This is a genomic window from Sphingobium yanoikuyae, assembly GCF_013001025.1.
GTDB lineage: Bacteria > Pseudomonadota > Alphaproteobacteria > Sphingomonadales > Sphingomonadaceae > Sphingobium > Sphingobium yanoikuyae_A.
The window spans coordinates 2,952,183-2,972,300 of sequence record NZ_CP053021.1; the positions used below are offsets into that span (position 1 = coordinate 2,952,183).

At 64.9% G+C, this 20,118-nt stretch carries 20 protein-coding genes; 10 read left to right on the top strand and 10 right to left on the bottom strand.

Annotated features, from left to right (window positions below):
• Positions 1-6 precede the first annotated feature (6 nt).
• Complete coding sequence (locus HH800_RS14340; protein WP_004211380.1) at positions 7-210, bottom strand: hypothetical protein; 204 nt, start codon at positions 208-210, stop codon at positions 7-9.
• 229 nt (positions 211-439) lie between these two features.
• Between HH800_RS14340 and HH800_RS14345 the strand changes: the two genes are divergently transcribed.
• The 3 genes from HH800_RS14345 (at position 440) to HH800_RS14355 (ending at position 2,622) form a co-directional block, all read left to right on the top strand.
• The gene (locus tag HH800_RS14345; protein WP_010337933.1) at positions 440-610 is read left to right on the top strand and encodes a hypothetical protein; all 171 of its coding nucleotides are present in this window, start codon (positions 440-442) and stop codon (positions 608-610) included.
• Positions 611-827: 217 nt separating this feature from the next.
• Positions 828-2,156, top strand: a complete 1,329-nt coding sequence (locus tag HH800_RS14350; RefSeq protein ID WP_169861482.1) for a PQQ-dependent sugar dehydrogenase — start codon at positions 828-830, stop codon at positions 2,154-2,156.
• Positions 2,157-2,283: 127 nt separating this feature from the next.
• Positions 2,284-2,622 (top strand): hypothetical protein, encoded by a 339-nt coding sequence (locus HH800_RS14355; RefSeq protein ID WP_230588606.1) that lies wholly within the window; start codon positions 2,284-2,286, stop codon positions 2,620-2,622.
• Positions 2,623-2,641: 19 nt separating this feature from the next.
• On the opposite strand, the gene HH800_RS14360 is transcribed toward HH800_RS14355, so the two are convergent.
• Entirely contained in the window at positions 2,642-3,457 is an 816-nt protein-coding gene (locus tag HH800_RS14360; protein ID WP_004211373.1) for an ATP-binding protein, read from the bottom strand.
• 110 nt (positions 3,458-3,567) lie between these two features.
• Here HH800_RS14360 and HH800_RS14365 point away from each other — a divergent pair, with 110 nt between their 5' ends.
• Positions 3,568-4,524 (top strand): L-threonylcarbamoyladenylate synthase, encoded by a 957-nt coding sequence (locus HH800_RS14365; RefSeq protein ID WP_029547760.1) that lies wholly within the window; start codon positions 3,568-3,570, stop codon positions 4,522-4,524.
• A gap of 26 nt (positions 4,525-4,550) precedes the next feature.
• Here HH800_RS14365 and HH800_RS14370 read toward each other — a convergent pair whose 3' ends face one another.
• The 7 genes from HH800_RS14370 to HH800_RS14400 all read right to left on the bottom strand — a co-directional run bounded on the left by HH800_RS14370 (position 4,551) and on the right by HH800_RS14400 (position 11,209).
• A complete protein-coding gene (locus tag HH800_RS14370; RefSeq protein WP_004211370.1) occupies positions 4,551-4,817 on the bottom strand; it encodes a hypothetical protein in 267 nt (88 codons plus the stop codon).
• A 113-nt stretch (positions 4,818-4,930) separates the two neighbouring features.
• Complete coding sequence (gene msrA / locus HH800_RS14375; RefSeq protein ID WP_169861483.1) at positions 4,931-5,464, bottom strand: peptide-methionine (S)-S-oxide reductase MsrA; 534 nt, start codon at positions 5,462-5,464, stop codon at positions 4,931-4,933.
• A 45-nt stretch (positions 5,465-5,509) separates the two neighbouring features.
• Complete coding sequence (locus HH800_RS14380; protein WP_169861484.1) at positions 5,510-7,231, bottom strand: long-chain-fatty-acid--CoA ligase; 1,722 nt, start codon at positions 7,229-7,231, stop codon at positions 5,510-5,512.
• A gap of 148 nt (positions 7,232-7,379) precedes the next feature.
• Positions 7,380-8,063, bottom strand: a complete 684-nt coding sequence (locus HH800_RS14385; RefSeq protein WP_010337928.1) for a DUF1013 domain-containing protein — start codon at positions 8,061-8,063, stop codon at positions 7,380-7,382.
• 115 nt (positions 8,064-8,178) lie between these two features.
• Positions 8,179-9,207 (bottom strand): glycosyltransferase family 4 protein, encoded by a 1,029-nt coding sequence (locus tag HH800_RS14390; RefSeq protein WP_010337927.1) that lies wholly within the window; start codon positions 9,205-9,207, stop codon positions 8,179-8,181.
• Between the two features lie 14 nt (positions 9,208-9,221).
• Positions 9,222-10,085, bottom strand: a complete 864-nt coding sequence (locus HH800_RS14395; RefSeq protein ID WP_010337926.1) for a UDP-2,3-diacylglucosamine diphosphatase — start codon at positions 10,083-10,085, stop codon at positions 9,222-9,224.
• 116 nt (positions 10,086-10,201) lie between these two features.
• A complete protein-coding gene (locus tag HH800_RS14400) occupies positions 10,202-11,209 on the bottom strand; it encodes an NAD(P)H-quinone oxidoreductase (protein ID WP_122129379.1) in 1,008 nt (335 codons plus the stop codon).
• A 102-nt stretch (positions 11,210-11,311) separates the two neighbouring features.
• Between HH800_RS14400 and HH800_RS14405 the strand changes: the two genes are divergently transcribed.
• Positions 11,312-11,509 (top strand): DUF1192 domain-containing protein, encoded by a 198-nt coding sequence (locus tag HH800_RS14405; RefSeq protein WP_004211362.1) that lies wholly within the window; start codon positions 11,312-11,314, stop codon positions 11,507-11,509.
• A gap of 156 nt (positions 11,510-11,665) precedes the next feature.
• On the top strand, positions 11,666-13,987 hold the full coding sequence (clpA, locus tag HH800_RS14410; RefSeq protein ID WP_037511227.1) for an ATP-dependent Clp protease ATP-binding subunit ClpA: 2,322 nt from the start codon (positions 11,666-11,668) through the stop codon (positions 13,985-13,987).
• A 279-nt stretch (positions 13,988-14,266) separates the two neighbouring features.
• Here clpA and HH800_RS14415 read toward each other — a convergent pair whose 3' ends face one another.
• Positions 14,267-14,629: a hypothetical protein gene (locus tag HH800_RS14415; protein WP_048937823.1), complete on the bottom strand. Its 363-nt coding sequence runs from the start codon at positions 14,627-14,629 to the stop codon at positions 14,267-14,269.
• A gap of 425 nt (positions 14,630-15,054) precedes the next feature.
• On the opposite strand from HH800_RS14415, the gene HH800_RS14420 reads away from it, so the two are divergent.
• The 4 genes from HH800_RS14420 to HH800_RS14435 all read left to right on the top strand — a co-directional run bounded on the left by HH800_RS14420 (position 15,055) and on the right by HH800_RS14435 (position 20,075).
• Entirely contained in the window at positions 15,055-15,714 is a 660-nt protein-coding gene (locus HH800_RS14420; RefSeq protein ID WP_169861485.1) for an esterase/lipase family protein, read from the top strand.
• A 99-nt stretch (positions 15,715-15,813) separates the two neighbouring features.
• Positions 15,814-16,548, top strand: a complete 735-nt coding sequence (locus HH800_RS14425) for a hypothetical protein (protein ID WP_169861486.1) — start codon at positions 15,814-15,816, stop codon at positions 16,546-16,548.
• A gap of 115 nt (positions 16,549-16,663) precedes the next feature.
• Positions 16,664-17,902 (top strand): hypothetical protein, encoded by a 1,239-nt coding sequence (locus HH800_RS14430; protein WP_169861487.1) that lies wholly within the window; start codon positions 16,664-16,666, stop codon positions 17,900-17,902.
• A gap of 109 nt (positions 17,903-18,011) precedes the next feature.
• The gene (locus HH800_RS14435) at positions 18,012-20,075 is read left to right on the top strand and encodes an alpha/beta hydrolase family protein (RefSeq protein WP_169861488.1); all 2,064 of its coding nucleotides are present in this window, start codon (positions 18,012-18,014) and stop codon (positions 20,073-20,075) included.
• The last annotated feature ends 43 nt before the right edge of the window (positions 20,076-20,118 follow it).

Here is a 20,118-nt window from a genome sequence, read left to right on the forward strand (position 1 = left end):
AGACGATCAGTGGATCGTGCCGAGCGGCTGGTGATGGGCGAGCAGCACGATCAGCCGCTCGATCTGGCGCCAGTGGCAGAAATGGATGTGGTTGCCGAGGTCGCGGCTGCGATCGGCCCGCGCCGCCGCCTCATAGCCGGCATTGGCGCCGAAGGTCGCGATCAGTTCCGTCGCATCCTCATAGCTCTTTCGATCCGAAAGATATGGCATGTGCATGCGACCCCCGATTTTTGCGCGCCCTTTCCCCTCCCCTATCAACCCCCATGCCAGTTTGGCGCTTTGGCGCAGCAGGCCGATGACGAGGGTGAACAACCAGTTAGCCAAGTCCCGCAGCGGGACAGGCGCGCCATTTCGGGACGCCGTCCGTTCCGATCCGGGACAGGGTGGACGCGCGCACAAGCGACTGGCCATGGGCGGCGGGCCATGGCAAGGATGGGCCATGAACAAGGCGAAGAATCCGACCGGCGCGGGCGCCATCATCGCATTGCTGATCATGGCCGGGGCGATCGGCGGCGGCCTGCTGGGCCAGCCCAGCATCGGCCTGCTGGTCGGCACCGGGGCCGGCATCCTGATCGCCCTGCTGCTGTGGCTGCGCGAACGAAAGGCCTAGAAGCCTGTTTGAAAAATGCGCGGAAGAGCGCATTTTCGATGCGGCACCGGCCCGCACCCCCACTCGACCACCCATCAGGATACCATGCCTGGGCGGTCGAGTGGGGGTGCGGGCCGGTGCGGATGCGCCAAAGGCGCATTTCCAAACAGATTCTAACTAACCACCCGCGCAACGGAGCGCCTTGCCGGGCGCCGCATCGCCGCATAGATGTGGCGACATGAAGAAGCATTTCATCGCCATCCCCCTCGTCGCGCTGGTCATTGCCGGCGGCGCCTTCCTCTATTTCGCGCAGGGCGACACGGCCCAGTTGCCGGCCGGCGCCGATGTCGGTCGGGAACCGCGCTTCACCGCGCCGCGCAACGAGTTTTTCCCGACGGTCAACATCGCCGAAGTGAAGCCGTGGAAGGCGGGCGAGAAGCCGGTCGCCGCCAAGGGCCTAGTGGTCGAGCGCTTCGCCGAGGGGCTGAGCCATCCGCGATCGCTGCTGCGCCTGCCCAATGGCGACATATTGACGGCCGAGACCAACAGCCAACCCCGCCCGCAGACCGGCATCGTCAGCCGGGTGATGAATTTCCTGATGAACAAGGCCGGCGCCGGCGTCCCCTCGCCCGACCGCATCAGCCTGCTGCGCGACACCGATGGCGACGGCAAGGCGGACACCAAGACGGTGTTCCTGAGCGGCCTCTATTCGCCCTATGGCATGGCGCTGATCGGCGACACCCTCTATGTCGCCAACACCAATGCGCTGATGGCCTTCCCCTATAAGGAAGGCGAAACCAAGATCAGCGACAAGGGGCGCAAGATCCTGAACCTGCCCGCCCAGGCGCCGAACATGCACTGGACCCGCAGCCTGACCGTCGGCCCCAACGGGCTGCTCTATGTCGGCGTCGGATCGAACAGCAATATCGGCGAGAATGGCCTGGAAAGCGAAGCGAACCGCGCCGCCGTGCTGGAGGTCAATCCCAAGACCGGCGACTATCGCATCTATGCGTCGGGCCTGCGCAATCCGGTCGGCCTGGCGTTCGAACCCAGGAGCGGCGTGCTGTGGGGCGTGGTCAATGAGCGCGACATGCTGGGCGGCGACCTGGTCCCCGACTATCTGACCCGCGTCGAGTTCGGTGCCTTCTATGGCTGGCCGTGGAATTACTGGGGCGGCTATGAGGATCGCCGGGTCCAGCCGCAGCGGCCGGAAATCCGCGAATATACCAAGCGCCCCGACTATGCGCTGGGCAATCATGTCGCGCCGCTGGGCCTGAGCTTCTCCAAGGATGCGCAGCTTGGCGCCGCCTATGGCAATGGCGCCTTTGTCGGCCTGCATGGCAGCTGGAACCGCAAGCCGGCCGCCGGCTACAAGGTCGTGTTCATTCCGTTCGAGGATAATGGCGAAGTCGGCAAGGCCAAGCCGACCGACGTCCTGACCGGATTCCTCGATGCACAGGGCGCGGCGCGTGGCCGCCCGGTCGACGTGACCGTGGACGCCAAGGGCGCACTGCTGGTGGCGGACGATGTCGGCGGTGTCGTCTGGCGGGTGACCCGCGCACAATAATCTTGGGCGCCCGGCCGAAGCGTCGAAAAAACTTGTTCGCAAGACCAGACGCTTAATTTCGGCCGGGCAACAGCCGGGATATATTGCCCCGTTCGCGCGCTGATACGCGATGCGACAGGCATCCAAGATGAAACCGATCGAACCGGCGGAGCTATATCAGCTGCGGGCGGACAGCGCGCGGCGATCCCTTCATCATTTGCGCATGGAAGCGCTGGGCCAGCCGGACCGACGACAAGGCTATGATCTAGAGCATGACCGCCGGCTGGCGGAAATGTATTTCAACACCTTCGCCGCCCTCGCCCATCGACAGCGTCACAGCGACACGCTGAGTCTGGCCCGCGTCATCAAGACGATGGCCGATGCCGCGCCGCTGTGCGACACCGCCGTCGATCCGCCGCGTTGCCGCAAGGAACTGGACCGACTGGTCGACGAATTTCTGAGCCTTGCCGAAAAGGACGGCGACTGAGAATCAGACCAAGAGGGGATCAGACCGAGAGGCCGTGACGGCCGGCGAGTTCGACCACATATTGCCAGGCGACACGGCCCGAGCGGCTGCCCCGCTGGGTTGCCCACTGGATCGCGTCAAGCGGCTCGACACTGAGGCCCAGCGCCTGCGCATAGCCCTCGACAATGGCGACATAGGCGTCCTGGTCGAGGGCATGGAAGCCGAGGCTGAGGCCGAACCGGTCCGATAGCGCCATCTTGTCATCGACCACGTCGCGCGGATTGATCGGATCATCCTGTTCCGACAGGTTGCGCGGCACGATATGGCGGCGGTTGGACGTCACATAGAGGCGGACATTGGCCGGACGCGCGGCGGTGCCACCCTGGAGCAGCGAACGCAGCGCACGGGCATCCCCCACGCCTTCGTCAAAGCCCAGATCGTCGAGGAACAGGATGAAGGGCCGGGTCGTGCTGCGCAGCAGGGTGAAGAGCGCCGGCAGGCTGGCCAGTTCGTCGATCGCGCATTGCAGCAGGGCGATGTCCTGCCCTTCCGCCTGAAGCTTGCCGACCACCGAAGCCACGGTCGCCGACTTGCCAGTGCCCCGCGCGCCCCACAGCAGCACGTCATGGGCGGCATGGCCGGCGGCGTGGCGACGGCTATTGTCCAGCAGCGCGCTCTTCTGCGCATCGATGCCGGTCAGCAGATCATAATCCACCGGGTCGAACGCATCCACCGCGCGGATCGCCACCCCGTCCCACACATAGGCGGGTGCAGCCGCAAGGTCGGCAGAGGAAGCCGGCGGCGGCGCGAGCCGTTCGAGCGCTTCGGCGATACGGGTCAGCAGGGCGTCGTTCATGGCGCGGGATTAGCCGGGCCGCGCCGTTGCGGCAAGCTTTGCCAACAATGTCATGTCACTGTCGCAATGGCCTTTTACTGCAGCGTTCCGGGGTCTATATCGCGGGGGTCGTGACTATCCCAAATCCAGCCTTTTCCACCAGGGTCTGCCGCTATGGCGCGGAAGCGCTTCGCGAGGCAGCCTTGCTGATCCGCGCCGGCGAGCCCGTCGCCGTTCCCACCGAAACCGTCTATGGCCTGGCGGCCGATGCCACCGATTCCCAGGCGGTCGCGGGCATCTATAGCGCCAAGGGGCGGCCCAGCTTCAACCCGCTGATCGTCCATGTCGCCGACATGGAGATGGCGCGGCGGCTGGCCGATTTCTCGCCCCAGGCCGAGCAGCTTGCCGCCCGTTTCTGGCCGGGCGCGCTGACCATGGTGCTGCCGGTGCGGGCCGATAGCGGCCTGTCGCCGCTGGTGATGGCCGGCCTGCCGACCGTGGCGTTGCGCCTGCCGGCCCATCCGGCGATGCGCGCGCTGATCCGCGAGAGTGGCCGGCCGCTGGCGGCGCCTTCGGCCAATCGCAGCGGATCGATCAGCCCCAGCCGGGCCGAGCATGTGCTGGCGAGCCTCAACGGCAAGATCCGCATGATCCTGGACGAAGGCCCGACCAGCGAAGGGCTGGAATCGACCATTGCCGCGCCCGAAGCGGACCGCATCCGCCTGCTGCGCCCCGGCCCGGTGACGGCCGCGATGCTGGAGGAGGCAAGTGGCCTGCCGGTTATCACGGGGAAGGACAATGCGAAGATCGAAGCGCCCGGCCAGCTCGAAAGCCATTATGCGCCGTCGAAGCCGGTACGGCTTAACGCGCTGCGGGCGGAAAAGGATGAATATCTGATCGGCTTCGGGCTAATGCCCTGCCATCTGAACCTGAGCGTCGACGCGGACCTGCGCGAGGCGGCGGCCAATCTGTTCGCGGCGCTGCACGTCGCCGACGCCAGCACCCAGGAGCGGATCGCGGTCGCACCCATCCCCGACGAGGGGATCGGCACCGCCATCAACGACCGGTTACGCCGCGCCGCGGCCTGACCGGTCGATCTGACGAATTTCGGGGCTCAGCCGCAATTGTCGTAACCGGCCTTGCGGCATTCGCGGCGGCGCTGTTCGTCGGCCTTCTTGCGCGCCTTGCCTTCCTCGGCCTCCTGCTTGCGCATCTTGCGGCCATAGTTGCGGTCGGCCTCGTCCTGGCTGGTCGTCGCCCAGTCCGCCGCCTGCGCACCTGCGCGCACCGGCAGGGTCACGATATCCACCGCCGTCCTGGCGATGCAACCCGGCAGCATCAGTAGCATCGCCGGCGCCAGCAGCATGATCGTCTTGGTCATTTCAAAGTCCCCCGACTCGTCCGTTGCGCTGCATCTGCCATGGTCGACATTAACCATAGGCTAAGAACGCGGCGAAACGGGACGAGCCGTCGGGAAATCGGCCAGGCCGAGGCTTATTCCTCGATGCGCGCAGCAAAACCCTTGCGCAGCTTGGCCAGCTTGGGCGGGATCACCGCCATGCAATAGGGATTCTGGTCGCCGACCCGCTCCCAATATTTCTGGTGATAATCCTCGGCCGGATACCAGGGGGCGTCCGCCTCGATCGCGGTCACGACCGGATCGACCTGGTCCACCTGTGCCCGCGCGATGCCGGCCAGCGCCTCGGCCTGCTGCTCGGCCGAATGGGGGAAGATCGCCGAGCGATACTGCGTCCCGATGTCGTTGCCCTGGCGGTTCAGCGTCGTCGGATTGTGGGTGGCGAAGAAGATGTCGAGCAGGTCGGCATAGCTGATGACGGCCGGGTCGAAGGCGATGCGGATCGCTTCGGCATGGCCGGTACTGCCGGTGCAGACCTCCTCATAGGTCGGATCGACCTTGGTCCCGCCGATATAGCCGCTCTGGACCGATTCCACGCCCTTGAGCGTCTGGTAGACTGCTTCCGTACACCAGAAGCAGCCACCAGCCAGCGTTGCGATTTCCTGCGCCATATATCGATAATCCTTATCCAGCTTTGGCGCGCTAGATAGGAGAAATCAGGCCGCGGTTCCAGTCTGCGCCGCATTCTGCGCCATCGCCTGTTCGGCCTTGGCGCGTTCTTCGGCGACCAGTTCCTTGCGCGACAGCTTGCCGACCAGCGTCTTGGGCAGGCTGGCCCGCACCTCGACCTCGCAGACCCGCTCATGCTTGCCCAGTTGCGGGTTCAGCCAGTCCTTGAGCCCCGGCCCGTCGACGGTCGCGCCTTCGTTCAGGGTCACGAACGCCTTGGGCTGCTCGCCGCGATAGCGATCGGGCACGCCGATCACCAGCGCCTCCTTCACCGATTCATGATGATAGAGGACCGATTCCACCTGGCTCGGGAAGACCTTGAAGCCACCGACAGCGATCATGTCCTTGAGCCGATCGACGATGCGCACATAGCCGTCGTCATCAACCTCGCCGACATCGCCGGTGCGCAGGAACTCGCCCACGAACACCTGCGCATCCGCGTCCGGTCGGTTCCAATAGCCCTTCATGATCTGCGGGCCGGCAAACATCAGTTCGCCCGGCTCGCCTTCTGGCGGGGGCTGGGTCGGATCCTCGCGGCTGACGATCTTGACGCGGGTGCCCGGCACGGGCTGGCCGACGGTGCCGGTCTTGTTCAGCCCCTCATAGGGGTTGGCGCAGACGATCGGGCTGGTTTCGGTGAGGCCATAGCCCTCGATCAACCGCGCACCGGTCACCGCCTCGAACTTTTGCTTCACCTCCATCGGCAGCGGCGCGCCGCCCGAAATGCAGGTGCGCAGCGACGAGAAATCGATGTTCGGCAGGGCCGGATGATCGAGCAGCGCCTGATACATGGTCGGCACGCCGGGCAGCGACGTCGCCTTGGTCCGCTGCACCGCCGAGAGCACCTGCACCGCCTCGAACCGGGGCAGCATCACCATCTCGCCACCATTCATGACGGTCCGGTTCAGCGTGCAGGTATTGGCGAAGACGTGGAAGAAGGGCAGCACCGCGATGATGCGGTCGTCGCCCTCGCCCGCGTGCGGGTCGATCCCCTGCGCCTGGCGCGCGTTGGCGGTCAGATTCTGGTGGGTCAGCATCGCGCCCTTGGGCGTGCCGGTGGTGCCGCCGGTATATTGCAGCAGCGCGACGTCGTTGACCGGATCGATGTCGGCGACGATGCATTCGCCGGAATTGGCGATCAGCCGGTCGTAGCGGATGACGCGCGGATCATGCGGCAGCGGCGTCGTCTCGCCGCGCTTGAACAGGCGGAAGAGGATGCTCTTGGCAGTCGGCAGCACCTCGGCGATCGAACCGACTACCAGCTTTTCGAGGCTGCTATTGTCCAGCACCTTGAGCGCGGTCGGCAGCAATGCCTTGGCCGACAGGGTGAACAGGATTTTGGTGCCGCTATCCTCGACCTGATGCTCCAGTTCGGCGGCTGTGTAGAGGGGGGAGAAGTTGACGACGATCGCGCCGGCCAGCAGCGCGCCATAATAGGCCGCGACATAATGGGGGGTGTTGGGCAGGTAGAGACCGACCCGATCCCCCTTCTTCACGCCCATGGCCTGCAAACCACAGGCGATGCGCCTGATGTCGTCCATCATCGCGCCATAGCTGAACTTGCGCCCCATGAAGTCGATCATGTGGGCCTGCGGGTGGGCGGTGGCGCTCTGCGTTACCATGTCCCCCATCGACATCGGCGGGAACGTCTGCTCCCACGGCGTAGGGTGCTGATAATGCTCGCGCCAGATCTTTTCTCTGCTCTCCATTTACAGAAGTGTAAGTGGCCCGAGCGCTTTACGCAAGCGTCAACCTGTGTCTGGATTGTAGCAAAAAGGCCGCGCCGGAAAGCCGGCGCGGCCCTTGAAAATGCTGCATTGCAGCGGGTCAGAAAGAGCGTCGGATGACGCTACGTCTTCAGACCTCGCCCTTGTTGCTGCTGAACGGATCGAGGATCGTCGCGGCACCCGAAATCAGCTCGGACTCGCTCTTGAGCGCCTGCTCGATGCGGCGCGCATTATCCTCGCGCTCGCGGCGCAGTTCCTCGATCAGCGCCTCACGATCGCCATCCAGACGCGAATCGGTCGGCATCTCGATGCCGGCCTTCTTCGCCGCTTTGCTGACCAGCGCATCCAGTTCGCGCTGCGAGCACAGGCCCAGCGTCACCGGATCCTTGGGCGTGATATTGCTGATGTTCCAGTGGCTGCGATCGCGGATCGCGGCGATGGTGGTGCGAGTGGTGCCGATCAGCTTGCCGATCGCGCCGTCCGAAATCTCCGGATGGTTGCGCAGGATCCAGGCGATGCCATCGGGCTTGTCCTGGCGCTTGCTGACCGGGGTGTAGCGCGGGCCCTTGGTGCGGCGGACCGGCTCGGGGCCCTTGAGCATCTTGAGCTTATAGTCGGGATTGCTCTCGCCCTTGTGGATTTCGTCCATGGTGATTTCATGGGCGCGCACCGGATCGCGGCCGGTATATTTGATGCCGGCAGTGTCATCGGCGATGGCCTGGACTTCCAGGATGTGGAGCCCGCAGAATTCCGCGATCTGGTCGAAGCTCAGAGCGCTATTGTCGACCAGCCAGCTGGCGGTCGCATGGGGCATGAGGGGCTGGGACACGGGGTCTTCTCCGGCTCTAAAAACGATAAGGGCCGCCCAAGCAGGGCGGCCACGACATGTCAGGGATAGAGCATCGCGGGGCTTGCGGCAAGGAAAAGCGTCAGGCGGCGCTGTCCATCACCACCGGATCGATCGGATGCAATCCGGCCAGAAATTCCTGCGCGCTGCGTTCCCAACTAAAGCTACGCCCATAGGCGGCACAGGCGGCCCGATCGCACAGCAGCGCGGCGGCGATGGCATCCTCCAGCCGCTCCGACAGGGCACCGGTTTCCGGCGTGACGATATCGATCGGCCCGGTGACCGGATAGGCCGCGACCGGCGTGCCAGCGGCCAGCGCCTCGATCATCACCAGCCCGAACGTGTCGGTGCGGCTGGGGAAGACGAACACGTCCGCGCCGGCATAGATGGCCGCCAGATCGGCACCGAACTGCGCGCCCAGGAAACGGGCATCGGGATAGGCGCGTTCCAGCGCACCGCGGGCCGGGCCGTCGCCGACGATCAGCTTGGTTCCGGGATGCTCGCTCGCCAGGAAGGCTTCAAGATTTTTCTCGACCGCGACCCGGCCGACATAGAGCTGGATCGGGCGCGGCAGGTCCGCCAGCAGGGCCGAGGGGGCGAGATCGCCAGCAAAGGTGTTGAGGTCCACGCCCCTGCCCCATTTGCGGACATTGGCGACGCCATGGGCGCGCAATTGCTGCCGCACCGACCGGGTCGACACCAGCACCGCCTGTGCCGGGCCGTGGAACCAGCGAATATAGCGCCAGAACCAGGCCGCCGGCAGGCCGGTGCGCTGCGACACATAATCGGGAAAGTGGGTGTGATAGGCAGTGGTGAAGGGCACGTTGCCGCGCAGGCACCAGCGCCGGGCGGCAAAGCAGAGCGGCCCTTCGGTCGCCAGATGGACGGCATCGGGACGGAAGGCGGCGATCGCCTGCCCCACCACGCCCGATCGCACCAGCGCCAGCCGGATTTCCGGATAGGTCGGACAGGGAATGGAGCCGTAGAGATCGGGCGAGATCACCTTCACCTCATGGCCCATATGCTCCAGTTCGGCCTGGATCGTCTGCAGCGTGCGCACCACGCCATTGACCTGCGGCGTCCAGGCGTCGGTGACGATCGCGATCCGCATGGCCCGTCTCCGCGTCAGGCCGCCATCAGCGCCGGCGTCTTTTCGCCGCGCTTGGCGATCTCGTCGGCCCAGTGCAGCACCTCCATCGCGCCGCTGGCATGTTCGACCAGCGCGGTGCAGCCCTCCACCCAGTCGCCATCATTATAATATTCGATTCCCTCGATCTCGCGCATCTCGGCATTGTGGATATGGCCGCACACCACGCCGTCGACGCCACGCGCGCCGGCTTCATGCGCCACCACTTCCTCGAAGCGGGAGATGAAGGACACGGCATTCTTGACCTTGTGCTTGGCCATCTTGGACAGTGACCAATAAGGCAGGCCCATGCGCCGGCGCACCGCGTTGACCACCACATTGAGGCGCATCAGGGTGGTGTATGCCGCGTCCCCCACGAAGGCGAGCCAGCGATGCGCCAGCATGATCGTGTCGAACTCGTCGCCATGCAGCACCAGCAGCTTGCGCCCGTCGGCGGTCTCGTGGATCGCCTTGCGGCGGATCTCGACCCCGCCGAAATTCATGCCGGTGAACTGGCGGAACATCTCGTCATGATTGCCGGGAATATAGACGACGCGCGTGCCGCGCTTGGCCCGCTTCATGATCCGCCACAGCACGTCATTATGCGCGGCCGGCCAGTAGAAGCGCTTCTTGAGCCGCCAGCCGTCGATGATGTCGCCGACCAGATAGATGGTGTCGCTGTCGACGCTGTCCAGGAAATCGATCAGCATCGTCGCGTTGCAGCCGCGCGTGCCCAGATGGATGTCGGAAATCCAGATGGTGCGATAGCGGCGACGCGCGCCTTCCCGTTCGGGGATGTGGAAGCGGTCGTCAGCCCCCTCTTCCAGTTCGCTCAGGAAGGGCAAGCGCGTGATGGCGTCCATGTCTACGTCCTCAAGGGCTGTTGTCCTTGAGGCCGAATCCCTAGCGCCGCTCTGTTACAACTCCGCACCGAATATGACGGAAATGCTACGGTTTGGCGGGTTTTCCCCGCCACCCCTCACACCGTCAGCACGATCTTCCCGAAATGTTCGCCGGCATCCATGCGGGCATGGGCCTTGGCCGCGTCGGCAAGGGCAAAGCGCTGGTCCATTGCCGGGCGCAGCTTGCCCTGTTCGACGAAGGGCCAGACGGTGCGCATGATCTCGTCCGCGACCAGGCTCTTGAAGCCCGAGGAGCGCGGCCGCAGCGTCGATCCGGTCAGGGTCAGGCGCTTGGACATCACCGTCGGCAGGAAGATGCTGGTCTTGGCCCCGCCCAGCACCGCGATCGACACATGGCGGCCATCTTCCGCCATGCATTCGATGTTGCGCGGGACATAGTCGCCGCCGACCATGTCGAGCACCGCCTGCACCCCCTGCCCGCCGGTGATGCGCTTCACCTCGGCGACATAGTCCTGGCTCTTGTAATTGATCGCATGGGAAGCGCCCCATTCGAGCGCCTGCGCGCATTTGTCGTCGCTGCCGCAGGTAACGATGATCTCTATGTCGAACAGGCGGCAGAGCGAGATCGCCATGGTGCCGATGCCGCTGGTGCCGCCATGGACCAGCACGCGGTCGCCGCCGACCACATAGGCGCGCTCGAACAGGTTGGTCCACACGGTGAACAGGGTTTCGGGCAGCGCCGCCGCCTCGACCAGGTCATAGTCCGCGGGCACCGGCAGGCATTGGCCGGCCGGCGCAATCGCATATTCGGCATAGCCCCCGCCCGGCAGCAGCGCGCAGACGCGCTGGCCGACCAGCATGTCGGCAGACCGGCCGGCGGCGACGATCGTGCCCGCCACCTCGAGTCCGGGAATGTCGGACGCGCCGGGCGGCGGCGGATATTTGCCCTGCCGCTGCAGCACGTCGGGCCGGTTGACGCCGGCGGCGGCGACGCGGATCAGCACCTCATCCTCGCCGGGCACCGGCACCGGCCGCTGTTCGGGCACCAGGGCGTCGGGACCGCCCGGCACCGGGATGCCGATGGCCGTCATCTGCGATGGAATCGTGAAACTGTCGAGGATCATATGCGCCCCCCCGGGCCAGAGATATTGCGCCGCACCCAAAATCGACGGACGGAGCTTCGCTTCTTATTGACAGACTAGCCTACAGGGTCAACATTACCCTTTATGGACATGGACAATGATCTGCCGAGGAAGGCCGATGATCCGCTGGCCCAACTGCTCCGACAGGATCTGGGTCCCCTGTCCGTTGCGGAACTGGAAGCGCGCATCAGGGCGCTGGAAACCGAAATCACCCGCACTCGAACAAAAATTGAAAGCGCCGTTAACCACAAGGCAACTGCCGAGGCGTTATTCAAGCGATGAACCCGCGCCTCGCCCCTGACGGCCCGACCAAGGGCTCCACCGGGCATGGGCAGTCTGGCAATTCCGGCGGTCAGGGCCTCTCCCTTGAACCGTCGTCGAGCAATGCCGACATAAGGTTCAAGTCAGCCCCTAACCGGGGCCAGGAGTAGAAAAGACATGCCATCTTTCGCAGCCGCCCTTGAAACCACCCTGCACAATGCGCTGACCCATGCGTCCGAGCGCAAGCATGAATATGCGACGCTGGAGCATCTGCTTCTCGCGCTGATCGACGATGAACATGCGTCGAAGGTGATGCAGGCGTGCGGCGTGGAACTGGGCGAACTGGCCGATGCCGTCACCCAGTATCTCGACACCGAACTCGACAGCCTGAAGGTGGAGGGCGCCAGCGACCCCTCGCCCACCAGCGGCTTCCAGCGCGTCGTCCAGCGCGCCATCCTCCATGTCCAGTCGTCCGGCAAGGATGAGGTGACGGGCGCCAATGTCCTCGTCGCGCTCTTCTCCGAACGCGAATCCTATGCCGTCTATTTCCTGCAACAGCAGGACATGAGCCGCCTCGATGCCGTCAGCTACATCAGCCACGGCGTCGGCAAGGGCACGCCCACGCCCGAGCGTCAGGAGACCAAGGGGGCAGCCGAGGAGGAAAAGAAGGTGCAGGACGGCAAGGGCAAGAAGGACAGTGCCTTGGAGCAGTTCACCGTCAACCTCAACGAGAAGGCGGAACGCGGCAAGGTCGATCCGCTGATCGGCCGGTCGTCGGAAGTCGACCGCACCATCCAGATCCTGTGCCGCCGGTCGAAGAACAACCCGCTCTATGTCGGCGATCCGGGCGTCGGCAAGACCGCGATCGCGGAAGGCCTGGCGCGCAAGATCGTCGAGGGCGAAGTGCCCGACGTGCTCAAGGAAGCGGTCATCTATTCGCTCGACATGGGCGCGCTGCTGGCCGGCACCCGCTATCGCGGCGACTTTGAAGAGCGGCTGAAGGCGGTCGTCACCGAACTGGAGAAGATGCCGCACGCCGTCCTCTTCATCGACGAGATCCACACCGTGATCGGTGCCGGCGCGACCAGCGGCGGCGCGATGGACGCCTCGAACCTCTTGAAGCCGGCCCTGTCGGGCGGGACGATCCGCTGCATCGGTTCGACCACCTACAAGGAATTCCGCAATCATTTCGAGAAGGACCGCGCGCTGCTGCGTCGCTTCCAGAAGATCGACGTGAACGAGCCTTCGGTCGAGGATACGATCAAGATCCTGACCGGCCTGCGCACCGCGTTCGAGGAACATCATCACGTCAAATATACGCCGGACGCGATCAAGGCGGCGGTGGAGCTGTCGGCGCGCTACATCAACGACCGCAAGCTACCCGACAAGGCGATCGACGTGATCGACGAAGTCGGCGCGATGCAGATGCTGGTGGTGCCCTCCAAGCGCAAGAAGACGATCACCCCCAAGGAGATCGAGGCGGTCATCGCCACCATGGCCCGCATCCCACCCAAGACCGTGTCGTCGGACGACAAGAGCGTGCTGGAATCGCTGACCACCGATCTGAAGCGCGTCGTCTTCGGCCAGGATCAGGCGATCGAGGTGCTGTCGTCCGCGATCAAGCTGTCGCGCGCCGGCCTGCGCGATCCCGACAAGCCTATCGGCAACTATCTCTTCTCCGGCCCGACCGGCGTCGGCAAGACGGAGGTGGCGCGCCAGCTCGCAACCCTGCTCGGCATCCCGCTGCAGCGGTTCGACATGTCGGAATATATGGAGCGCCATTCGGTCAGCCGCCTGATCGGTGCCCCTCCGGGCTATGTCGGCTATGACCAGGGTGGCCTCTTGACCGACGCCGTCGACCAGCAGCCGCACAGCGTGCTGCTGCTCGACGAGATCGAGAAGGCGCATCCGGACCTGTTCAACATCCTGTTGCAGGTGATGGACAATGGCCGCCTGACCGATCATCACGGCAAGACCGTCGATTTCCGCAACACCATCCTCATCATGACCACCAATGCCGGTGCGTCGGACATGGCGAAGGAATCGATCGGCTTTGGCGAGCTGACCCGCGAGGATGTGCAGGAAGACGCGGTGAAGAAGCTCTTCACCCCCGAATTCCGCAACCGCCTCGATGCGATCGTGCCGTTCGGCTATCTGCCGCCGGAAATCGTCGCCCGGGTCATCGACAAGTTCGTGCTGCAACTGGAACTGCAACTGGCGGATCGCGATGTCCACATCACGCTGGACGAGGATGCCAAGGCCTGGCTCACCAAGAAGGGCTATGACAAGCTCTATGGTGCCCGCCCGATGGGCCGCCTGATGCAGGAGAAGATCAAGCAGCCGCTGGCCGAGGAACTGCTGTTCGGCAAGCTGGTCCATGGCGGCGAGGTCCATGTCCATATGAAGGATGAGGCCCTGGCCTTCCAGATCACCCCCGCCGCCCCCAAGAAGGGTGGCAAGAAGGGCGGCAAGGCCAAGACGCCGGAAGGCACGAAATAAGCGGCTTCACAGGCCCATGGGAAAGGCGGCTCGAGAGGGCCGCCTTTTTTTATTCCTATCCGGCACAAGGAGCTGGACCGTGCGCAGCACGGTGGAGGGGCACGCGCCACAAAGAGCCACATCCCCGCGCAGCTGCTGCTCCCCTCTTTTTCCGTCATTGCCGCACAGGCGGTTAGCCCTCATCCACTATCTCCGTGCCGCCGCGGCTCCGCGCGAAAATGAATCACGCGGAGGCGCGGAGAAGAAAAGGGAAGGCCAACTTGGGTGATTAGGAGACTGTCAGCTTTCAGCCGAAAAAACGGCAAATCTTGCCACTTCGGTGGATGACATGGCTTTGGCCATTTCGCGGTCTTTGTAGCCGTCTAACGTACTCAGCCAATCGACAAAGTCTTGGCATCCACCGGCCTCAAGCGGGAAAATACCGACAGGCTCTGATCCATCAGAATAGAGCAGAAACACTACATCGTCGCCCCAAGGTCCACTGTCGTCAGTCGCGACAACGACGCGTTTAAGATCGACAATGGGTAGCTGGCGTTCAGTGCCTTGCCCATCGGTGGTAACGATCGCTTCACCTGAGATTGTAACCATCCACGATGAAACGGGCCGAATGCATTTCAACTTGTCGCGCAACCAATTGAACATAGTTGATGATGCTAAGATCGGTTTCCGCAAACTGCAATGTCCGCAGATGGAGAACCGCGAGAGCCGCGTGGATGGCAAATGTTGGTCGTTACTTGCCAGTCACAGCCACCGTCATCCTGACGGAAGTCAGGATCCATTCTGCGCTACGGCGGATGGGGAGCGCTGAATGGATCCCGGATCAAGTCCGGGATGACGAAGATGGTGAAGGTAGCTTCTGGTCGTCAGCCGTCAAAGGCCGGCATCGTCGCTCGCGATGACGGGGGTGGTCGCTTCCAGACCATCCTCCCCTGCAAGGTTCGGCAGAGTCGCGTGCCTCTGCCGAACCTTGCAGGGGAGGAATTCACAGCTTCTTCTGGTGGTCAGCCCCCTCCCCCTACACCCACATGCCCTTGCCTGCGTCAGCGTTGCATGACACCCATGCCATCATGCTGCCCCACACCCAGTCCATCCTCCTCCTCCACGGCTTTGGCGGGCATCAGGTGCAGACCGCGCTGCTTGCCCGGCGGCTGCGCGGGGCGGGGTATGACGTCGCCAATATCGGCTATCCCAGCTGGCGCTGGCCGCTGGCCCGCGTCATCGATCATCTCCACGCCCGCATCATCGCCAGCCCGGCCTACACCGCCCAGACCGTGCATTGCGTCGGCCATTCGATGGGCGGCCTCATGCTGCGCGCTTGGCTCGCGCGCCATCGCCCCGACCATCTGGGCCGCGTCGTCATGCTCGGCACGCCCAATGGCGGCAGCGAGATTGCCGACCTTCTCTACCGCCTGCGCCTCCATCCGCTGATCCTGAACCAGGCCGGCGCGCTGCTGCGCACCCGCCGCGACGCGGCCACGCTGGCGGCGCTGGGCAAGGTCGACTATCCGCTCGGCATCATCGCGGGCGACCGGCCGATGAACGGCCTGCTCCCCAGCCGCATCTTCCGCGCGCCCAATGACGGCAAGGTCAGCGTCGCCGCCACCCATTGTCCGGGCGAAAGCGATCATATCACCCTGCCTGTCGCCCATACCGCGATGATCTACACCCGCCCCGTCGTCGATCAGGTCGCGCATTTCCTGCGCCATGGGCAGTTCGCACGGACCTGATTCCCCCGCCCCACATGCGCGCGGCGGCCGTTGCGCAATTATTAGGGAATTGCGGTCAGATCGGCAGGACGGATTGAGTCCGCAGGGATTGGGGAAAACATGGTCATGATTGGAAAATGGGCGGCAGCGCTCGGTGCAGTTGTTGCGTTGGGCGGCGCGCTATCGCCGCATGTCGCCAACGCCAAGGCGCCCGGCCAGATCATTCTCACGCCCCAATCCGAAGAGGCGCTGGTCATCATCAAGACCGACTGGTGGCAACCGGCGCCGTCGATGCACTCGGCATTCAAGCTGCTGCTCTCCACCTATGTCGATGCGGAAGCCCGGCTTTCCAGTGGGCCTTTCAGCGGCACCGCGCTGTTCGAAGCCAAGCAGAAGAATTTCCTCGACGGCTATCTGATGGTTCCCGTCAAGCCGGGGCGCTGGGTCGTGCGCAGCTATTCGCAGCAGGATAGCTGGGCGCTCTGCTTCAACGCTGCCTCGCTCCAGTTCGAGGCGAAGCCGGGCCAGGTCGTCTATCTCGGCCGGTTCGACGCGCTCACCCATCGGCAGCAATTGACCAGGCAGGCGATCGCATCAGGCAATACCAGCATTCGCGGCGGTGGCTTCGTCGATTATTTCGACCTGCCGCAGGGACCAATCTTTGCGCCGGTGGATGCGCCCCAGATCGCCGCCGTGCAGGCCATGCTTGCGCGCCGCGCCCCTGGCGTCAGCGCGCCGGTGCAGGCTGTTACCTTCACTCCCGCGACATTCGGCACCGGTTCCACTTTGTATGGCACACGGCGCTGCGGCGGCTATTTCCCGGCCAGCGGCAAGGGCAAGGCTGACAAAAGCTAAAACGGGAAGGCAGGTCGCCTAGCGTCGCGCCCCTCTCCCCGCCCCCCGCAAATTCTGCTAAGCCGACTCCAGAACAGAAAGGTCGCATGTCTTCCACGCTTTCATAGGGGAATGCATGTCCACTTCGCTTCATCTGCGGTCCGCCGCGCCACGCGCCGCGCTGCTCAGCTTCAGCTTCGTCCTTCTCGCCACGCCCGGCGCCAGCCAGCAGGCCGGCGGACCGATCGCCCGCTATTCGATGGATGCCGGCACCATGTCCGGCATGGCCGCGATGGCGGGCGGCGGCGGCATGGGCGGGGCCATGTCGATGATGATGGGCGGCGGCAACCAGCCGATCCATGAACTGGTGCTGCGGCTGGGATCGACCCAGGCCGCCAGCGGTTCGCCGGCAGCCGAGCATTATATGCCCGCCGGCGCCCGGCTGGGTGCCTCCGTCCCGCTGGTCACGCCAAAGGTCACGCCGAGCGACGAGCCGGCGCTACCCGGCGAGAAGCCCAAGGGGCGGCTGCTCATCTATTGGGGCTGCGGCGCGACCGCCGGGCCGAACCAGCCGGTGGTGATCGATTTCGCCAAGGTCGCGCGCGGCCAGTTTCCGCCCGGCCTCTATATGACCGGCGCGGCGATCCCGCAGGAATGGCAGGTCCGCTTCACCAACAGCAAGACCTATGGCGAATGGCCCAATGGCCAGACACGCAAGACGCTGTCGGGCAATTCCTCGCTGATCGGCGACCATCGCATCGCCGGCAATTATTCGCCCGAGATCAAGTTCGCGCTGAACCAGGACTTCATGCCGCCGATCACGGGGCGCGCCAGCCCGGCGGCGGGCGGCGCCACCCAGCTGAGCTGGAACGCGGTGCCCAATGCGACCGGCTATTATGCCTGGGTGTTCGCGGCCAAGCAGGGCGGCGACATGGTGTGGTGGGCGTCATCAGCCAGTCAGGCCTTTGGCGGGCCGGTGTGGGACTGGCTTTCGCCCGGTGCCGTGCGCAAGCTGATCGGCGACAAGATCGTCATGCCGCCCAGCCAGACCAGTTGCACCGTGCCGTCGCAGGTGATGCAATCGGGCGGCGAGATGCTGATGGGCAGCCTCTATGCCTATGGCCCGGAAGCCAATTTCGCCTATCCGCCGCGCCCGGCCGATCCCAAGATCGCCTGGAAACCGGAATGGATCGCCCGTGTGCGCTATCGCTCCAACACCATGTGGATGCTCAATGGCCCGGACATGGGATCGATGATGAGCCAGGGCAGTGACGACAGCGCCGACGCCTCCGGCGACAATCCGCCACCCAAGAAGAAGAAATGCAAGGGCGGCCTTGGCGGCATGCTCGCCGGCGCGATGGGCGCAGGCTGCTGAAGCGACAGTCGGGGCGCGGCGCCACCCGTCGCGCCCCGGCCACGAGTTGCACTTGAAACGAAAGGAAAATCCGGCAAGTCTCGCGCCATTCTTCCGTTTCGAGGTTTTCATGCGACACAAGCTACTGGCCGCGCTGCTGCTCGGCGCCGCCCTCTCCCCCCTGCCGCTCGCCGCCCAGTCGGCCGCCCCGTCGTCCAGGTTCGAGGGCCGCGACATCTTCGCGCTGCAGGTCGCGACCGATCCGCAGATCAGCCCCGACGGAAATAGCGTCGCCTATGTCCGCCGCCAGGGCGACATCATGACCGACCGGCAGAAGGGCGCGATCTGGCTGGTCGACACCGCCACCGGCGCGCAGCGCCCGCTGGTCGCCGACGCCAGCCAGCCGCGCTGGTCGCCCGATGGCAAGCGCATCGCCTATATCGCCGCCGATGCGGGCAAGCCGCAATTGTTCGTGCGCTGGCTGGACACCGGCGCCACCGTGCGCGTCACCACCCTGCCCGACGGCCCGCAGTCGGTCACCTGGTCGCCCGACGGCAAGAGCCTTGCCTATATCATGCGCGTACCCGCCGACCCGATGAAGCTGGGCAGGGCGCCCGACAAGCCGGAGGGAGCCGAATGGGCCAAGCCGCTGGAGGTGATCGACCGGGTTGATTATCGCAATGATGGCGGCGGCTATGTCCAGGCCGGCTATGACCATATCTTCCTGGTGTCGGCCGATGGCGGTCCGGCGCGGCAGCTGAGCTTTGGCGACTATCAGGATGGCGGCCCATTGAGCTGGACACCCGATGGCCGCGCCATATTGTTCAGCGCGGTGCGCAAGCCCGACTGGCAGCAGAAGGTGTTTGACCCGGAAATCTATACGCTCGACATCGCCTCGGGCGCGATCAGCCCACTGACCAGCCGCGAAGGCCCCGATGTGGCGCCGGTCGTCTCGCCCGACGGCAGCAAGGTCGCCTATCTCGGCTATGACGACAAGCGCCTCTCCTACCAGAACACCTATCTCTACGTCATGAACCGCGACGGCAGCGGCGCCCATGCGATCACCGCCAGTTTCGACCGCAACATCGACCGCGCCTATTGGGCGGCGGACGGCAAGTCGCTCTACGCCCAATATGACGAGCGCGGCGTCAACCGCCTCGCCCGCATCAGCCTCGACGGCCATGTCACCGAACTGGCGAGCGGCCTCACCGGCACCGCCTTCGACCGGCCCTATAGCGGCGGCGATTTCAGCGTCGCGGCCAATGGCACGCTCGCTTTCACCAGCGGATCGGCGTTGCGCCCGGCCGACCTGTCGGTCAGCAGCGGCGGCAAGAGCCGCCAGCTCACGCGCCTCAATGAGGATTTCCTGGGGCACAAGGCGCTGGGACAGGTCAAGGAACTGGCCGTCACCGCGCCCGACGGCCGGACCGTGCCGGCCTGGCTCGTCACCCCGCCCGGCTATCAGCCTGGCACCCGCGTGCCGTTGCTGCTGGAAATCCATGGCGGCCCGCACACCGCCTATGGCCCGCATTTCTCGACCGACGACCAGCTTTATGCCGCCGCCGGCTATGCCGTGCTCTACACCAACCCGCGCGGCTCCACCTCCTATGGCGAAGAGTTTGCCCAGCTGATCCATCACAAATATCCCGGTGACGACTATGGCGACCTGATGGCCGCGGTCGATGCCGCGATCGCCGCGGGCGTGGCCGATCCGGACAATCTGTTCGTTACCGGCGGTTCGGGCGGCGGCGTGCTGACCAGCTGGATCATCGGCAAGACCGACCGGTTCAAGGGCGCCGCGACGCAGAAACCGGTGATCAACTGGATCAGCGAAGCGCTGACCATGGACAATACCCTCTTCACCTCGCGCTACTGGTTCCCGGCCAAGCCCTGGGAAGATCCGATGGGCTATTGGAACCGCTCGCCGCTCAGCCTGGTTGGCAACGTCAAGACGCCGACCCTGGTGGTCGTGGGCAGCGAGGATTATCGCACCCCGGTCAGCGAGGCGGAGCAATATTATGGCGCGCTCCAGATACGGGGCGTGCCGACCGCGCTGGTGAAGGTGCCGGGCGCGAGCCATGGCGGCATCGCCGCCCGCCCGTCGCAATCGGCGGCCAAGGCGGCGGCGATCATCGCCTGGTTCGATCGCTATCGCGACAAGCCTGCGGCGGCGGCCACCGCACCGGCCCAATGATCCGGCTGGCCGGAGCATATCGTTCATGATATGTTCCGGCCAC

Excerpts from the sequence above, each read along its gene's own strand:
- HH800_RS14340 (WP_004211380.1), bottom strand. The coding sequence starts at position 210 with ATGCCATATCTTTCGGATCGAAAGAGCTATGAGGATGCGACGGAACTG.
- HH800_RS14345 (WP_010337933.1), top strand. The coding sequence starts at position 440 with ATGAACAAGGCGAAGAATCCGACCGGCGCGGGCGCCATCATCGCATTG.
- HH800_RS14350 (WP_169861482.1), top strand. The coding sequence starts at position 828 with ATGAAGAAGCATTTCATCGCCATCCCCCTCGTCGCGCTGGTCATTGCC.
- HH800_RS14355 (WP_230588606.1), top strand. The coding sequence starts at position 2,284 with ATGAAACCGATCGAACCGGCGGAGCTATATCAGCTGCGGGCGGACAGC.
- HH800_RS14360 (WP_004211373.1), bottom strand. The coding sequence starts at position 3,457 with ATGAACGACGCCCTGCTGACCCGTATCGCCGAAGCGCTCGAACGGCTC.
- HH800_RS14370 (WP_004211370.1), bottom strand. The coding sequence starts at position 4,817 with ATGACCAAGACGATCATGCTGCTGGCGCCGGCGATGCTACTGATGCTG.
- msrA (WP_169861483.1), bottom strand. The coding sequence starts at position 5,464 with ATGGCGCAGGAAATCGCAACGCTGGCTGGTGGCTGCTTCTGGTGTACG.
- HH800_RS14380 (WP_169861484.1), bottom strand. The coding sequence starts at position 7,231 with ATGGAGAGCAGAGAAAAGATCTGGCGCGAGCATTATCAGCACCCTACG.
- HH800_RS14385 (WP_010337928.1), bottom strand. The coding sequence starts at position 8,063 with ATGCCCCATGCGACCGCCAGCTGGCTGGTCGACAATAGCGCTCTGAGC.
- HH800_RS14390 (WP_010337927.1), bottom strand. The coding sequence starts at position 9,207 with ATGCGGATCGCGATCGTCACCGACGCCTGGACGCCGCAGGTCAATGGC.
- HH800_RS14395 (WP_010337926.1), bottom strand. The coding sequence starts at position 10,085 with ATGGACGCCATCACGCGCTTGCCCTTCCTGAGCGAACTGGAAGAGGGG.
- HH800_RS14400 (WP_122129379.1), bottom strand. The coding sequence starts at position 11,209 with ATGATCCTCGACAGTTTCACGATTCCATCGCAGATGACGGCCATCGGC.
- HH800_RS14405 (WP_004211362.1), top strand. The coding sequence starts at position 11,312 with ATGGACATGGACAATGATCTGCCGAGGAAGGCCGATGATCCGCTGGCC.
- clpA (WP_037511227.1), top strand. The coding sequence starts at position 11,666 with ATGCCATCTTTCGCAGCCGCCCTTGAAACCACCCTGCACAATGCGCTG.
- HH800_RS14415 (WP_048937823.1), bottom strand. The coding sequence starts at position 14,629 with ATGTTCAATTGGTTGCGCGACAAGTTGAAATGCATTCGGCCCGTTTCA.
- HH800_RS14420 (WP_169861485.1), top strand. The coding sequence starts at position 15,055 with ATGCTGCCCCACACCCAGTCCATCCTCCTCCTCCACGGCTTTGGCGGG.
- HH800_RS14425 (WP_169861486.1), top strand. The coding sequence starts at position 15,814 with ATGGTCATGATTGGAAAATGGGCGGCAGCGCTCGGTGCAGTTGTTGCG.
- HH800_RS14430 (WP_169861487.1), top strand. The coding sequence starts at position 16,664 with ATGTCCACTTCGCTTCATCTGCGGTCCGCCGCGCCACGCGCCGCGCTG.
- HH800_RS14435 (WP_169861488.1), top strand. The coding sequence starts at position 18,012 with ATGCGACACAAGCTACTGGCCGCGCTGCTGCTCGGCGCCGCCCTCTCC.